16 protein-coding genes are annotated in these 15,923 nt (G+C 35.3%); 9 read left to right on the top strand and 7 right to left on the bottom strand.

Features of this window, described 5'->3' with window-relative positions; all coding sequences use genetic code 11:
• The first annotated feature begins 2 nt into the window (after positions 1-2).
• The 5 genes from mreC (at position 3) to aqpZ (ending at position 5,453) form a co-directional block, all read left to right on the top strand.
• Complete coding sequence (gene mreC / locus LOK78_RS12875; RefSeq protein WP_232635175.1) at positions 3-824, top strand: rod shape-determining protein MreC; 822 nt, start codon at positions 3-5, stop codon at positions 822-824.
• Positions 817-1,320 (top strand): hypothetical protein, encoded by a 504-nt coding sequence (locus tag LOK78_RS12880; RefSeq protein WP_053970283.1) that lies wholly within the window; start codon positions 817-819, stop codon positions 1,318-1,320. The genes mreC and LOK78_RS12880 overlap by 8 nt, the downstream gene beginning before the upstream one ends.
• Positions 1,320-3,230, top strand: coding sequence for a penicillin-binding protein 2 (mrdA, locus tag LOK78_RS12885; protein WP_232635176.1), 1,911 nt, complete (start codon positions 1,320-1,322; stop codon positions 3,228-3,230). The genes LOK78_RS12880 and mrdA overlap by 1 nt, the downstream gene beginning before the upstream one ends.
• Positions 3,214-4,491: a rod shape-determining protein RodA gene (gene rodA, locus LOK78_RS12890; protein ID WP_232635177.1), complete on the top strand. Its 1,278-nt coding sequence runs from the start codon at positions 3,214-3,216 to the stop codon at positions 4,489-4,491. Before mrdA ends, rodA begins: the two co-directional genes overlap by 17 nt.
• Before the next feature lie 260 nt (positions 4,492-4,751).
• Entirely contained in the window at positions 4,752-5,453 is a 702-nt protein-coding gene (gene aqpZ, locus LOK78_RS12895; RefSeq protein ID WP_232635178.1) for an aquaporin Z, read from the top strand.
• A 44-nt stretch (positions 5,454-5,497) separates the two neighbouring features.
• Here aqpZ and gldC read toward each other — a convergent pair whose 3' ends face one another.
• Both gldC and gldB read right to left on the bottom strand, forming a co-directional pair.
• Positions 5,498-5,830: a gliding motility protein GldC gene (gene gldC / locus LOK78_RS12900; RefSeq protein ID WP_053970288.1), complete on the bottom strand. Its 333-nt coding sequence runs from the start codon at positions 5,828-5,830 to the stop codon at positions 5,498-5,500.
• The gene (gldB, locus tag LOK78_RS12905) at positions 5,830-6,792 is read right to left on the bottom strand and encodes a gliding motility lipoprotein GldB (RefSeq protein WP_232635179.1); all 963 of its coding nucleotides are present in this window, start codon (positions 6,790-6,792) and stop codon (positions 5,830-5,832) included. The genes gldC and gldB overlap by 1 nt, the downstream gene beginning before the upstream one ends.
• A gap of 89 nt (positions 6,793-6,881) precedes the next feature.
• Between gldB and nadE the strand changes: the two genes are divergently transcribed.
• Both nadE and LOK78_RS12915 read left to right on the top strand, forming a co-directional pair.
• Positions 6,882-7,670: an NAD(+) synthase gene (nadE, locus tag LOK78_RS12910; RefSeq protein ID WP_053970290.1), complete on the top strand. Its 789-nt coding sequence runs from the start codon at positions 6,882-6,884 to the stop codon at positions 7,668-7,670.
• Between the two features lie 105 nt (positions 7,671-7,775).
• Complete coding sequence (locus LOK78_RS12915) at positions 7,776-8,405, top strand: response regulator (RefSeq protein WP_053970291.1); 630 nt, start codon at positions 7,776-7,778, stop codon at positions 8,403-8,405.
• On the opposite strand, the gene dnaG is transcribed toward LOK78_RS12915, so the two are convergent.
• The gene (gene dnaG, locus LOK78_RS12920) at positions 8,402-10,360 is read right to left on the bottom strand and encodes a DNA primase (RefSeq protein ID WP_166960954.1); all 1,959 of its coding nucleotides are present in this window, start codon (positions 10,358-10,360) and stop codon (positions 8,402-8,404) included. The genes LOK78_RS12915 and dnaG overlap by 4 nt on opposite strands.
• Before the next feature lie 108 nt (positions 10,361-10,468).
• Here dnaG and LOK78_RS12925 point away from each other — a divergent pair, with 108 nt between their 5' ends.
• Positions 10,469-10,888, top strand: a complete 420-nt coding sequence (locus tag LOK78_RS12925) for a hypothetical protein (protein ID WP_232635180.1) — start codon at positions 10,469-10,471, stop codon at positions 10,886-10,888.
• A 34-nt stretch (positions 10,889-10,922) separates the two neighbouring features.
• Here the strand turns inward: LOK78_RS12925 and LOK78_RS12930 are convergent, their stop codons facing one another.
• From LOK78_RS12930 to LOK78_RS12940, 3 genes are read right to left on the bottom strand one after another with little or no spacing between them, the layout of a single operon-like run.
• Positions 10,923-12,023, bottom strand: coding sequence for a coiled-coil domain-containing protein (locus LOK78_RS12930; RefSeq protein WP_232635181.1), 1,101 nt, complete (start codon positions 12,021-12,023; stop codon positions 10,923-10,925).
• A gap of 30 nt (positions 12,024-12,053) precedes the next feature.
• On the bottom strand, positions 12,054-12,851 hold the full coding sequence (locus tag LOK78_RS12935; RefSeq protein WP_232635182.1) for a hypothetical protein: 798 nt from the start codon (positions 12,849-12,851) through the stop codon (positions 12,054-12,056).
• Complete coding sequence (locus tag LOK78_RS12940; protein WP_166960945.1) at positions 12,838-13,401, bottom strand: RNA polymerase sigma factor; 564 nt, start codon at positions 13,399-13,401, stop codon at positions 12,838-12,840. Before LOK78_RS12940 ends, LOK78_RS12935 begins: the two co-directional genes overlap by 14 nt.
• A 203-nt stretch (positions 13,402-13,604) precedes the next feature.
• Between LOK78_RS12940 and LOK78_RS12945 the strand changes: the two genes are divergently transcribed.
• Entirely contained in the window at positions 13,605-14,909 is a 1,305-nt protein-coding gene (locus LOK78_RS12945) for an aryl-sulfate sulfotransferase (protein ID WP_232635183.1), read from the top strand.
• Here the strand turns inward: LOK78_RS12945 and LOK78_RS12950 are convergent, their stop codons facing one another.
• Complete coding sequence (locus tag LOK78_RS12950) at positions 14,910-15,887, bottom strand: polyprenyl synthetase family protein (RefSeq protein WP_232395255.1); 978 nt, start codon at positions 15,885-15,887, stop codon at positions 14,910-14,912.
• Positions 15,888-15,923 lie beyond the last annotated feature (36 nt).

Here is a 15,923-nt window from a genome sequence, read left to right on the forward strand (position 1 = left end):
GCATGCAACAAATCATAAACTTCATTCTAAGAAACAAAGTTTTTTTGTTGTATCTCACGCTGCTATTTGTTTCTTTGGTTTTTACAATTCAATCTCATTCCTATCACAAAAGCAAGTTTGTAAATTCTGCCAACTTTATTTCTGGTGGTATTTATAATTCAGCGAATAATATTGATGAATATTTTCATCTAAAGAATCAAAACATTCTGCTTCAAGAAGAAAATAATTATTTGAAATCCATCCTATATAATTCTTCAGACTCCCTTTCTAAATCATTTAACGATACTACAAGGTACGGAGGTAATTACAGATTCATCCCAGCTATTGTAATTAAAAATAGCTACTCGGCTTCGGACAATATACTACTGGTGAATAGAGGTAAAAAAGATAGTCTGAAAGAGGATTTGGGTGTCATCACATCAAAAGGCATCTTAGGAATCATTGACAAAACAAGCAAAAATTATGCGACAGTTTTATCAATTTTGAACACCAACAGTCGGATAAGTGCCAAATTAAAAAATACCAATCATTTTGGTTCTTTACAATGGAATACAAAGAGCCCAAACGTAGTTCAATTAAAAGAAATCCCAAAAATAGCTCCTTTGAAAGAAGGCGATACCATTTTAACTTCTGGATTATCGGCTATTTTTCCTAAAAATATCCCCATTGGCTCCATACAATCCTTTGAATTGGATGAAGCTGAGAATTTTTACAACATTGAGGTCAAACTTTTTAATGACATGACCAATATTGAACATGTTTACGTCATTGAAAATCGTGATAAGGAAGAAATTGATAGCTTGTTAAATAACCGAAATGAATAGTTCAATTTTAGGACATATCGCGAGATTTATATTGCTGGTTTTACTTCAAGTATTGGTTTTAAATCACATCAATTTTTTGGGACATATTAATCCCTACCTATATGTATTATTCATTCTACTATACCCGATAAACGGAAATAGGAGTGTTTTTCTTTTAGTAAGTTTTCTATTAGGTATCACTATAGATATGTTTTCAGATTCTGGAGGAGTTCATGCGGCTGCTTGTATAACCGCCGCTATTTTAAGACCTGTTGCCTTAAAATCATCTTTTGGAACTTCATACGACTACCAAACAGTTAAATTTAAAAGTATAGATTTTGGCTCTATGCTCGTCTATATGAGTTTGGTTGTCTTCCTGCATCATTTTATTTTATTCTTTCTGGAAGTATTTAACATCTCCAGTATAATTTTAATCCTGAAAAAAGCGTTTTTCTCTAGTATTTTTACTATTATTTTGTGCGTTGGATTCAACATCATTTTTAGGAAAAGAAATTAATGAGACAATTTTTACTGTTTTTTTTGATTGTTGCCACTGGAATCACCTTTGTTTCTAGACTATTCTATTTACAGGTGCTCAATTCATCTACTCATAATTTATATGAGGACAACGCCATTAGAAAGGTTTTTGATTACCCCAAACGCGGATTTGTATATGATAGAAACGGCGAATTATTGGTAGCTAATCAGCCTTCTTATGATGTCATGATTATTCCAAGGGAAGTAAAACCTTTGGATACTTTAGAGTTTTGTTCGCTTTTAAAAATTACTAAGGAACAATTTATAAAAACCTACGATAAAGCCTACCATTATTCTCCTAGGTTGCCTTCTGTATTTGTAGCCCATCTATCAAAAGAAGATTATGCTGTTCTTCAGGAGAAAATGAGAAAGTTTGAAGGGTTTTATATTCAAAAGAGACTTCTTAGAGATTACCAAACAAGTATTGGAGCCAATGTATTGGGGTTTATTGCAGAAGTAAATCCTGGTCAGATTGAGAAAAACCCATATTATAAAATGGGGGATTTAATAGGGAAACAAGGAGTCGAACTCTCCTATGAAGAAGAATTAAGGGGAGTTAAAGGCATCAAGTTCATTCAAAAGGACCGTTTCAATAGAGATATTGGTCCTTACAAGGACGGTAAATTTGATACCCTACCAAAACAAGGTAAAGATATCACAATTACCATAGATGCTGCTTTACAAGAATATGGAGAAATATTAATGCAAAACAAACATGGTGGGATTGTGGCCATAGAACCTTCTACTGGTGAAATCTTAACCTTAATTTCTGCTCCCACTTACAATCCTAATCTTTTGGTGGGAAGGAAGCGCTCGAGAAATTATACCCAGCTATATAATGACACCATCAATAGACCTTTAATTGATAGAAGTCTCCAAAGAATGTATGAACCAGGCTCTCCCTTTAAAACTCTGATTGCCTTAGCTGCCCTCCAAGAGCATGCTATCGTTCCAGAAGGAACAGTAACCTGTACAGGAGCATACCACTACGGGGGTCGAAGACCTATGGGATGTCACTGCGGTGGTGGATCTAGAGATTTAACTAGGGGGATTGCCAAATCGTGTAACTCCTATTTTGCCAATGCCTTTAGAAAAACCATTGGAAAATACAACGATGCTAGTCATGCGATGGATGTTTGGAGCGATCATATAAAGAGCTTTGGTTTAGGAAATTTTCTGGGGTATGACCTACCTATTGGCCAACCAGGTAATATTCCCAATGGAGCCTATTATGACAAATGGTACCCCGACTTTAAATGGGGAGCTACCACCATTATTTCAAACTCTATTGGTCAAGGTGAGGTATTGGTAACCCCAATACAATTGGCCAATATGACAGCTGCTATCGCAAATAGAGGATTTTATTATACGCCACATATTATCAAGGATATAGAAAACCAAGAAATAGACCCCAAGTATACGGAAATTCATCACACTACCATCGACAAAAAATATTTTGAACCCGTTATACAAGGCCTTAATGATGTTTACAATTATGGTACAGCATCCTTTTTGAAAGTTCCGGGAATTGAAATTTGTGGAAAAACTGGTACTGCCGAAAATTTTGCAAAAGTAGAGGGAGAAAGAGTGCAATTAACCGACCATGGAATCTTTATTGCCTTCGCCCCAAAAGATGATCCCAAAATAGCTATTGCTGTATTTGTTGAAAATGGTTACTATGGGGCTAGATGGGCAGGAAGAATTGCCAGTCTTATGATTGAAAAATATATCAAAGGTGACATTTCTTTAAAACAAATGGAGAAAATGGTTCTTGAGAAAAGTTTGGAAGAGGAATATGCCAAACCATATGCAGGAAAACCATTTACTATTAATGATGGAGCTAAGGTTCAAGGATTACATTTAAAAGCAGATAATGATCAGACAAACTGATAGAAATTTCAAATTTGACTGGATAACAATAATCATTTTTCTGCTTTTGGTGGGATTTGGTTGGTTGAATATATTATCGGCTTCCCATAGTGGGGAAACTATTGAATATTTGGACTTTTCTAAATCTTATGGGAAACAACTCCTATTCATATTATTGACATTTGGCCTAATCGTCATGATACTATCCATAGAGGCCAAATTTTATGAACGCTTCGCGAGTATCATTTACTTAGCTTCCATGCTTTCCTTGGCTGGTCTCTTTATTTTCGGGAAGAATGTCAATGGCGCCACTTCTTGGTATGGGATTGGCGGCATGACCTTTCAACCTAGTGAATTTGCAAAAGCCGCAACAGCCCTCGCCGTCGCTAAATATTTAAGCGATTTACAAACAGATATCAAAACATTTAAAGGTCAACTTCAGGCATTTGCTATTTTGGTTGTTCCTGCTATTCTTATTCTTTTACAGAATGATGCGGGCAGCACTCTAGTTTATGGCTCTTTTATTTTTGTTTTTTATAGAGAAGGTTTACCACATCAATACCTCACACTCCTTATTTCTACAGTAGTCATGTCCATTTTATCATTGAAATTTGGAGGTGTCGTTGCTTCAATAATAGCTATAACTCTTATTTTAACCTATCATTTCACTAGGAAGAAGAAACCCGTTCTAATAAAATCCCTTCTAGCTATTTTAGCTTGTACCATTTTATCATTTGGCGTCCAGTTCTTTTATGAAAATGTTTTAAAAGCCCATCAAAAAGATCGCATTAGTCTTTGGTTAAGGTTAGAAAAGGATCCTGATAAAATTGCCGAAATGAGGCGCGATATCCTTTATAACCTTTATGAATCAGAAAAGGCCATCCGGTCTGGAGGATTATCGGGTAGGGGCTTTTTGGAAGGCACTAGAACTACTGGAAAATTTGTACCAGAACAGCATACAGATTATATATTTAGCACTGTCGGTGAAGAATGGGGTTTTATGGGAACCGTTACGGTAGTTATACTATTTGTTTTACTTTTATTGCGGGTCCTACATTTAGCAGAATTACAAAAATCTCAATTCAGTCGCGTTTATGGATACAGCGTGGCATCCATCATCTTTTTCCATTTTTTAATCAATATTGGCATGGTCATGGGTTTGATCCCAACTATTGGAATTCCTTTACCCTTTTTTAGCTATGGCGGTTCTAGCCTATGGGGCTTTACCATTCTTCTTTTCATATTCATAAAATTAGATTCCAACCGAATCAACGAATGGTAATTTTTCACTTTTTTTAAGCACTTAAATATTAATTGATTATATTTAACTGAGGGATTTAAAAAGCATATACCAAAATATGATGTATCCTATTGAATCAATTACATATTTCCATTACTCAAATTATTTCATATCAAAACCCAAACTTTATTTCTTTTTGGAAAGGACTGTATTTCGTGACGATCCATAGATGATAGCAGTTTAAAGTTTTTTCTCTTTTCCTTAATAGCTCATTTTAACTTTTAACTTTAATAACTAACATCATGAGAAAATTTATAGCTGAATTTTTTGGAACTTTTTGGCTTGTTTTAGGAGGCTGTGGAAGTGCTGTCTTGGCTGCTGGTGTTCCTGAATTAGGAATTGGTTTTGCTGGCGTCGCGCTGGCTTTTGGTTTAACTGTTTTAACAGGTGTTTATGCCTTTGGGCCCATTTCTGGCGCTCATTTTAATCCTGCTGTCTCCATTGGGCTTTGGGTTGGAGGTAGATTTAAAGGAAAATACCTACCCGGTTACATTGCCAGTCAATTATTAGGCGGATTTGCTGCAGCAACCACATTATATGTTATTGCGTCAGGAAATGATGCCTTTAGTGTTTCTGACGGGTTTGCCGCAAACGGTTATGGTGAGCATTCACCTTTAGGTTATGGCCTTAAATCGGCTTTAGTAACTGAAGTGGTAATGACATTTATGTTTTTATTGGTTATTCTTGGCGCCACTCATAAAAAGGCTCCCACTGGATTTGCTGGAATAGCCATAGGGCTTACCTTAACGCTTATCCATTTAATTAGCATACCAGTAACCAATACCTCTGTTAACCCCGCAAGAAGCACAAGTCAGGCGTTATTTGTAGGAGGTTGGGCCGTTGAACAATTATGGCTTTTCTGGGTAGCACCCATTCTTGGAGCTATCATTGCTGGTTTTGTTTTTAAAATTTGGGAAAACGACACCTCAGAAGAGGAATCTTAAAATAATAAAAAAAGCTCATTTTAGAATGAGCTTTTTTTATCCAACTATTTCTTCAATTCCAGCTTTTCAGCAAAATAATCGCAAAAATCTTTCATAGTTGCGGTCATCTTTTCGTCTTGTGTAGCTCTGTGAAAGGTATCACTCATAGCGACCAAAGTTTGATGGAAAAACACTTTCATTTCATCTACTGGCATTTCTTTAGTCCACAAGTCAATTCGAAGTGTTTCTTGGGCTTCACTGTCCCAGACTGAAAGCAACATAGCTTTAGCTTCCTCATTTTCAATACCGCCATCTTGGGCTGTCCAAAATAACTTTTCTGGAACTCGGTTTTCATCAAGTTCTACATTTAATTCTATGGTTGATTTTATAATAGACATTATTTTTTAGGTTTAAATTTTGCGTTATTAAATATCTCTTCTGGCTCCATGATCAACATATTTTTAAAGGTGGTCTCATTATTTTCCATATAAGACCTAACAATTTGCCATCCCAAATACGCGCCTATTCTACCGGGTGATTCTTTATCAATTTCTTCTAAGTAAAATTTAGAAAAGGGAGCAGGGTTTATAAATCTACTAGGTAATTTAGCATCTGTACTATACAGCAATTCCCTTTCTATAAAATACCTCCAAATAGGTTCTTCATTAGCCATTGCCCAATCCAATTGATCTTGGGTATAACCCATTTTTTCAGCATCACTTTTAAAAGGAATGACCTTATCCTTAAAATAAAGTATTTTCCCATGATAAATCATCTCATCAAGAAGCGTCTTTCTTTCTGATTGGAAAATAAACTTTTCTGCATATGCTGCCGCCATATCGACTACAATTTGCTCTCTTTCAAAATTATCACGAATATATTTATGAATGCCTTCGTAAAAATGATGGCCTTCCCCTAAATAGGTATCCAAAGAAATCAACACAATAGAATCGGTCACTATGGATTTGTTTCTATAGTCCACCGAGGAAGTTACCGTGATGACTCTGGGAGTTCGAAACTCGTTAAAATAATATTTTAAATGTTGAAAGAGCTTTCTAATATCTTCCTTCTCATCATCTAATTGCGGAAAAGCCTTTATCGTTTCCTTTGACAATTCTTGCTGAAGGGTATCTTGAATTTTAGCAATCCAAAAAGAATCGGGATACTTTTTGGCAAACATAAATGGATACTCCCTTTTTGTTTCACTTAAGGTCTCAACTGTGGTTTCTGAAAATATTTTATCAAATCTTTCTATCTGAACATCTATTTGAATCTTAGCGATCTTTTTTTCTACCTCATCTTCCTTTTTACAAGAAAACACGGCAAAACCTAGAAAAAGAAATAAGAGGAATTTCTTCATAAACTTGCTAGCTGTTAATTTTTAAAAGTACTAGGTAAAACCTATTTTTGTTAGGCAAAGTTACTATTCTTTGACTTAAAACTTGGAACATGCAAACAGAAAAAGTTATAGATTATATTGTCAATTGGCTAAAGGATTATGCCACTAATGCTAAAATTAACGGTTTTGTGATAGGTATCTCTGGAGGTATTGATTCTGCAGTTACCTCCACATTATGTGCTAAAACAGGACTCGATGTATTATGCCTGGAAATGCCTATACACCAAGCATCTTCGCAAGTGACAAGAGCCATAAACCATATTAACTGGTTACAAGAACATTTTCCTAATGTATTATTGACACAAGTTAATTTAACTCCTGTTTTTGATAGTTTGGTAGCCTCTTTACCAACCGTAAAAAATGAGGAAGATCGTTTTATGTCATTAGCCAATACACGAGCTAGATTAAGAATGACTACCCTTTATTATTTTGCGGCCTTAAATGGTTATTTAGTAGCAGGAACCGGAAATAAGGTTGAAGATTTTGGAGTTGGTTTCTACACCAAGTATGGAGATGGCGGCGTTGATTTAAGCCCAATTGCTGACCTTTTGAAAACTGAAGTTTATGAAATTGCGAAGGTTTTAGGTATCAATCAAGAAATTATTGAAGCGCAACCAACTGATGGCTTGTGGGGTGATGACCGAACTGACGAAGATCAAATTGGAGCTTCATACCCAGAGCTTGAATGGGCCATGAAAATGGACGAAAAGGGTAAAAAGGCAACTGATTTTAGTGGGCGCGAACTAGAAGTTTTTAAGATTTACAAGCGTTTCAATCAAGCCAACAAGCATAAAATGGTTCCCATACCCATATGTGAAATTCCAGATTATTTGAAGTAAAAATCTGACTTAGTATCATTTATATTTACTATCTTTACAATAAGTGGACTTTGCTTGACCCTAATTTTTACCTCAACAGCCTAATAATTTAAAAACACTAAGAAAATGATTAAACTGTTAGTTGTTGACAGCCATCCTATCATTAGAAAAGGGATTGAGCTTTTATTCATGTCCTCTCCAAATATAAAAGTTGTAGGAGGGGTTAGTAACGGTGAAGCTATCTTTGACTTTCTAAAACAGGAAAAGGCAGATGTCATATTATCTGAAATTGACCTTCCTAAATTAAATGGAATTACTGCTTTAAGGAGACTTTCTAAAGAATATCCTGAAATTAAAGTACTTATTTTCACTGCGCAACCCGAAGAAATTTATGCCTTAAATGTCATAAAAGCAGGGGCATCTGGATATATCTCTAAATTTTCAAACATCATTACACTCAAGGAAGCCATCTTGAAGGTAGCTGATGGCGATAAATTCTTAAGTCCTACTCTTGCTCATCAATTGGCTTTTGGCAGAAAGGCAGGCAGATCATCCACTTCCCATTACAAAAAATTATCTACCAGAGAAGTGGAAGTTTTAAAACTTATTTCTTCAGGCAAGAAAAACAAAGAAGTAGCTGAAGAGTTGGAAATTAATGAAAAAACCGTGAGTACTTATAAAGCACGCTTAATGAAAAAACTACATGTAACAAACATTGTTGACCTCATTAACCGAGCTAAATTAATGGACATTTAAATAGGTTTATTCAGCTTTCTGGATAACAAATTATCCAATTTTTTATAACCCATAACCTCTTCCAATATTTCAAGATGTTGATCTGCGATATTGGATTTGGTTGTCTCCCCCAATTCATCAATCTTTTTACTTATTAAAAAACATCTTAAATGTAAAATGGTCTCACTAACTAATTGTGATACTGTATCAGTCTTCTTTTTGGGATAGATATCCTTTTTTGTCCAATCAGAAAGTTCGTATCGCTCATCTTCCATTAGAATAGTCGTTATTTCTGAAGCAATATGCGGCTCTACATCATTTACAAAACTCTCTACGGTAATTTCTGGGTTTTGGTTTAATTGTTCAACAACCGTATAATATAGTGTTTTAAACTGCTCATTGGTAAATTCCATTTCATCCTCTTGTAAATCAAGAAACACCTTTTCAAAAACACGAGCTTCTTGCTTTACCGGCTCCAAAACCAAATCACCCTCCTCATTTTCCTTTAAAATCAAATCTTCAAATTCTTCTACTCTCGTTCCGTAAAGTAATAGTATCTGTATGATGCGTCTTTCCAATTCATATTGCACATCAACCTTTTTTACTGGCTGCTCATTGCGAATGACATCAAAAGCTTTTTGTTCTTTTTTAAAACTTTTATTTGCCTCATTCAACTCCTTTTTCCCCAGCTGAGCTAAGGTACTGAACAATACTTCCTCGCCAATATCCATGATTTTGGCACATTCCTGTATATAAACTTCCTGTTTGATCCTATCTGGAATTTTGGAAATACTTTGGATGATCTCTCTTATGGTCTCAGCCTTTTTTATGGGATCATTCTTAGAGTCTTTGGTGAGCAAAGTCGCCTTAAATTGGATAAAATCCTGTGCATTTTCTTCCAGGTAAAGCGATAATTCTTCTAGGGTATTTTCTTTAGCGAAACTATCGGGGTCCTCTCCTTGTGGAAACGAACATACCCGCACATTCATTCCTTGTTCCAAAATTAAATCAATCCCTCTGATGGATGCCCTAACTCCAGCATCATCTCCATCAAACAACACCGTAATATTTTTAGTCAGTCTACTAATCAATCTTATCTGATCGGGGGTGAGTGCCGTACCTGAAGAAGACACTACGTTATGAATCCCTGTTTGATGGAATTGAATGACATCTGTGTATCCTTCTACCAAAAAACAGTTGTCCTCTTTAGCTATACTTTGTTTGGCATGATAAATCCCGTAGAGCACTTTCCCTTTGTGATATATATCACTTTCTGGTGAATTTAAATATTTGGCAGCCTTTTTATCATTGATTAAAATTCTTCCTCCAAATCCCAACACCCTGCCACTCATGCTTAAGATAGGAAACATAACCCTGCCTTTAAAACGATCAAATTGCTTTTCGCCCTTGACAATGGTGAGCCCTACTTTTTCCATGAACTCCAATTTGTAACCCTTTTTTATAGCTTCATCGGTAAATGCGGTCCAGTCATCCAAAGAATATCCAAGTCCAAATGTCTTAATGGTTTCTGTTGTGAACCCTCGCTCTTTGAAGTAACTTAAACCAATCGCCTGACCAGCATCTGTTTTATGTAATACCTTTTGGAAGTATTCATTAGCAAAATCATTGACCAAATACAAACTCTCTTTCTCGTTGGCTATCTCCTTTTGCTCTTGTGACTGCTCGGTTTCCTCAACTTCGATATTGTACTTTTTAGCTAAATACTTTATGGCTTCCGGATAGGTAAAATGCTCATGCTCCATTAAGAAAGCCACGACATTCCCCCCTTTACCACTACTAAAATCCTTCCAGATTTGTTTCACAGGTGACACCATAAAACTGGGTGACCGCTCATCGGTAAATGGACTTAGCCCCTTGAAATTAGTTCCAGACTTTTTCAAATTGACAAAATCACCAATAACCTCTTCTACACGGGCTGTTTCAAATACTTGGTCTATGGATTCCTTTGAGATCATTATTAAACAATTGAAGAATGTAAAAATATAAAGATTAATAAAGAGAGGGTAAAATATTTTTGTTAAATTGAGTGGGTTAATCAATTACTAACAAATTAAAAAATGCTTATGAAAAAGGATTTAATTCTTAAACCCTTGCTACTGGCTATTGTCCTAAGCCTAGTGATTTTTAGCTGCTCCAGCGATGATGACTCAGCAGCAGAACCAGAAGACAATTCACCTCCACCAACATTATTTGATAAATGGTGGTATGATGTAGACGATTACTCGGCCGATATCTACTTTCATTCAACAGGAGAATATGAACAAGAATTACATTTTGCCGGAAATGTATATCCAGCTACTGGCACATGGCACTGGATCAATGAAGCCACAGGAGAAATGAAACTTGAAGACCTTCAAGGTCCTATACAAGTAAATTCAGAACTGTATATAAATATTATCTCTGTGGATGATCACTTGCTTACGCTAGAAAGGTCTATCGATGGAGGTTCGTTTACTCCAATTGTTTATGAAGACATCGATTAAAAAAAGCCCTCTATTGAGGGCTTTTTTAATTAAACTAATCCAAATCAAATCGTAAACCGAGTGAAATATTATTTTGGTCTACCACTTGGTCATTGAATATAGGAGACAAATCGTACTTAGCATAAATTCCTATATTTCCAAAACCCATATAAGCGCTCAAACCGTAAACAAAATTGTTGGTGTTATAATCCTTGTATTTGTCCTTTTTCTTCTTATCATTTTCATCATAGTATTTCACTTTTTGGATAGAGGAAATATTGAACCCTCCATATCCTCCAATTCCAAATTTAAACTTATGAAAGGTTGAATACCTGAAATAATCTTCTCTCTCAATTTTTCGAGATGGCCCAAATTCAAAATGAACAGGAAACACCATATTAGTGGTTCTAAACTTGGACTTTCTGACATTTAAAGGAAACTCTTCCAACACCACTTGTCCTTCATTATTCTCTGATAAAATCCTGTTCCCCTTAATATCTAACTTATTCCATTGAAATGAGAATCCATATTTAAGTCTCATGGCATTACTATTCTTAAATACCCTTGTTTTCCAAGCCCATCCCAGTTCAACAAAACCGGATCCTCCCAATTTATATGGTGAATCATTTAATGATTCGCCTTCAATAATGGCATTATTGAATCCGATAGCAAATACCAAATCACTTGTAGTTCGACGGTCATACTTCCTAGGTTTCAACCTATAATCTTCTCGCTCACCCACATAAAAAGAGCCTCGATCAAATTCATCTGAATCTTCATTCTTACCAATTTCCAAAATGAATCTATTTCCTGGGGTATATGTACCCGCCAAATTTCCATTTCTTTCCAATAAAGCAATTTGATTGTCAATGATGGCCAACCTATTCTCAATATTTAATGCTCGTTTTTGAGCAGCTTCTTGTTTTAAGGCCTCTGCTTCACTCGATTTGATTTCACCCTTTTCCAACTGAGAGTTAATAGCCTCTACTTCCTTTTTGAGGGCTCCCTTTTCCTCCTGAGTAATTGTTTCTTTGGTTTTTTTGAGTTGTTCAATCTTCATTTGTTTCTGCTCTAATTGAATAGAGTCCTGGGCATTCATATTGCTTGTGACAAGACACAAAACAAGTGCCACCAAAAGTTTGGTAATGATGTTCATAACTGTTCGTTTTTTAATTGATGATTAATTTTAATAATTACGTTGGGCAACTGCAGTTTTTACCGTTTTGTAACCAACTTGTAAAGCTTCAAAAACTTTATCTCTAAACGAATGATCCAAATCATCCTCAACGTCTTGAAGAAGCATCATGGCGTCAACCGTTTTTGAGTTTTCTTTATATATTTTTTGATCGTTTATTTCTTTTTGGGCTTGAGCCAATAAGGCGCTTATATCTTCTTTAGCTACTACGCCTTCCCCATGTGTTTCTTTTAGAGTTTTTAACCTATTAGCCAAATCTTGCACCTTCTCATTCTCATGATCAACCTTCTGTTCTTTGATACTATGATTTGCAATTAAGGTTGTCTCCTCTATCCTTTCCTTAAAGGATTCCTCCTCTTGATTCTTAATAATTCTGTTTGTTTCTATAACCTCTTCTTTTTCAACCGAGACTAAAGGACTATCAGACGGGTTTGATTTAGATTCCGTCTCCGTTTCTTCAAAGGCCATTTGATTGTTATCAACTTTTCCCTTTTTAGTGTCTTCAAATGGTTTTTGATTTATCTGCTCCACCGCTTGGGGTTCCTCTACCAACTTTTTCTCTTCAACACCTAAAGTTTCCTGGTTAGACATTTTATAAAATAGGGTTGACAACAAAACTACTCCAACCAAACTTGCTGCTAAACCAATTATCCAAAATTGTCTTTTTTGGGATTTCTTTGTTTGGGCATCTAGCTCCAGCTCCAATTTATCCCAAACTGAGTTTGATGGCTGCATCATTCGCTCTTCCAACTGCTCTTTTATTTTCTCTTCAAACTTAAGTGGTGCCATTCTCGCTTTTATTTCGTTCTACAATTTGTTGTTGAAGCATTTTTCGTGCTTTAAACAACTGTGATTTAGAAGTCCCCTCCGAAATATTTAAAATCTCAGCAATTTCAATGTGTTTGTAACCTTCAATAGCATACATAACGAAAACCATTTTATATCCTTCCGGTAATTGATCAATCAGTTGCTGTATTTCAGCTACATTCATTCTTTGAGTGATGTTATCCGATTTTATTTGGGGCATTTGAGTTTCATCTGTAGCAAACTCAACTTTTTTATTCTGCCTAATAAATGAGATACACTCCCTTACCATAATACGCCTAATCCAACCCTCAAAACTTCCATGGCCTTTGAAACTCTTTAAATGGGTAAACACTTTTAAAAACCCATTTAAAAGAACTTCTTCTGCCTCTTGCACATCCTTTATATAATATCTGCAAACGCTTAACATTTTTGGACTATGCCAATCATATAGCACGCGTTGAGCATCCCGGTCATTCTTTAAGGCTTTATCTATAAGCCTCCCTTCATTTTTATATAACTGAATTACTTTCAACAGCAGATCAAATATTGACTTCTATATACATAGACGCAAATTAAACTAAAATGGTTGCCTCATATGTGAAAAATAAATAAAATTACCAATAAAAACCTCATTATCAACTCATTTAAAACAAAGAAATGTAAACCAATAAGAGCTCTTTTTTATTGCAATCAAGAATAGTTATATTTGAATTCTCATTGATCAAAACCTATTTCATGTATAATAAATTCTTCATTCTAGCTTGTTCCATTTTCATTTTAAGCACTTCTTGTAGTAGCAATGACGACCCAATAATTTCAAGCGGAAATCCTGTTGAGAATCCTGAACAGCCCAATGATCCAGAACCAACTGACAATATAGTGGTATATGAGCCCGATTTATTTGAAGACAGTTATGTCTTAGCTATTGAAAATGGCGGTACTAAATCTTATATACTTAATAAGGAAGGGCATAAAGTGAAACAATGGAATTTCAACAAAAACATGGGCCAAGATTTAGAGCTATTAGACAATGGTCAATTATTGGGAATGTTTAAAGTTGATACTCCTGTTATTTCTTTTCCAGGTTATGGCGGAATAATTAGGCTCATCAATCCTGATGGCTCCATTGATTGGGAGTTTGAATATTATAGTGACAATTATATTTCCCATCATGACTTAGATAGATTACCAAACGGTAACATCCTTTTTATCGCATGGGAAAGAATAGAAACAGAGGTAGCCCAACAAAATGGGGTTGATGGTGGAGGAAATATATTTACTGAAACCTTAATTGAAGTTAATCCTGAAACGGATGAAATTGTATGGAAATGGCATAGTTGGGATCATATTGTCCAAGAGTTTGACAATACCTTACCAAATTATGGAATTGTTTCTGACAACCCTCATTTGATAAACATTAACTACAACGAGGCGTCAACAAGTAATTTAATGCATTTTAATGGGTTAGATTATGATGAAGAAAAGGATGTTATTTATGTAACTGTCAATTATTACAGTGAAGTTTGGGTCATTGACCATAGTACCACTACAGCTGAGGCTTCAGAACATGTGGGTGGTAATTATAACCGAGGGGGAGATCTCATTTATAGATTCGGTAATCCAACGGCTTATAATAATATGGAAGGAGAAAGGATTTTTTACAATTGCCATTTTCCTAATTTGATAGAAGGAGGTATTCCTGGTCATGGGAATATGTTGGTATACAATAACGGAAACAATTTTTCGCAATCTTCAGTTATGGAAATTGAAATACCCCTATTTTCTTTAAATCCTAACTTCAATAATGAACCCAATGTTATTTGGTCTTTTACAGATCCATCTCTTTACTCTCCATTTATTTCTGGAGCTGTAAGACTCAACAATGGAAACACTTTAATTTGCGAGGGAACTTATGGGTTTTGGGAAATAACTCCTAATGGGGATGTTGCTTGGAAATATGAAGGTGCTAATCAGGAATCCTTTTGGAGATGCTATAATTATTTACCCAATTCTGATGCAATTATCAATCTAGGTTTATAATTATTTCTTTCTGTCAATAACATAATTAACCATGAGTTCCAGTGAATTCTTAAATTCAGAATCTGGATATTGGTTCAAGATTTCAAGGGCTTCCATCTGGAAGCCTTTCATTTTTGAAACTGCATAATCCAACCCTCCTTCGGTTTTTACATAGGAAATCACTTCCTTCACACGACTTTTGTTTTTATTATGATTTTTAACCGAATTAATCAACCAAGCCTTTTCTTTTTTGGGAGCCTTATTGAGAACATGAATAAGGGGTAGTGTCATTTTCTGTTCCTTAATATCAATTCCTGTGGGTTTACCTATTTGATCATCCCCATAGTCAAATAAATCATCTTTAATTTGAAATGCCATTCCGATTAACTCTCCAAATCTCCTCATCTGTTCCACCTCAGGAGAATTTGGTTTAACTGATGCAGCTCCAAGACTACAACATGCCGCTATTAAAGTTGCTGTCTTCTGACGGATGATTTCATAGTAAACCTCTTCAGTAATATCCAATCTTCTTGCCTTTTCAATTTGAAGAAGTTCACCCTCACTCATTTCCCTTACAGCAACCGAAATGATTTTCAATAAATCAAAATCATTATTGTCTATGGATAATAACAAACCTTTTGATAGTAAAAAGTCCCCAATCAATACGGCTATTTTATTTTTCCAAAGTGCATTGACTGAGAAAAATCCTCGGCGCCTGTTACTGTCGTCAACGACATCATCATGCACCAACGTGGCTGTATGAATCAATTCAATAACCGATGCTCCTCTATAAGTTCTTTCACTAACTTCACCGTGATTTATCATTTTTGCAACCAAAAACACAAACATGGGACGCATTTGTTTCCCTTTTCTGTTTACAATGTAATGGGTGATTCTGTTAAGTAAGGCCACCTTTGAGGACATTGATAGTCTGAACTTTTGCTCAAAAAGTTCCATTTCAAAGGCAATAGGCTGCTTTATTTGTTCAACGATTTTCAAGAATAGCCACTCTTTGTTAAAAGAATAGCAAACCTA

The sequence above is a fragment of the Mangrovimonas futianensis genome (assembly GCF_021245805.1).
In the GTDB taxonomy this organism is placed as follows: domain Bacteria; phylum Bacteroidota; class Bacteroidia; order Flavobacteriales; family Flavobacteriaceae; genus Mangrovimonas; species Mangrovimonas futianensis.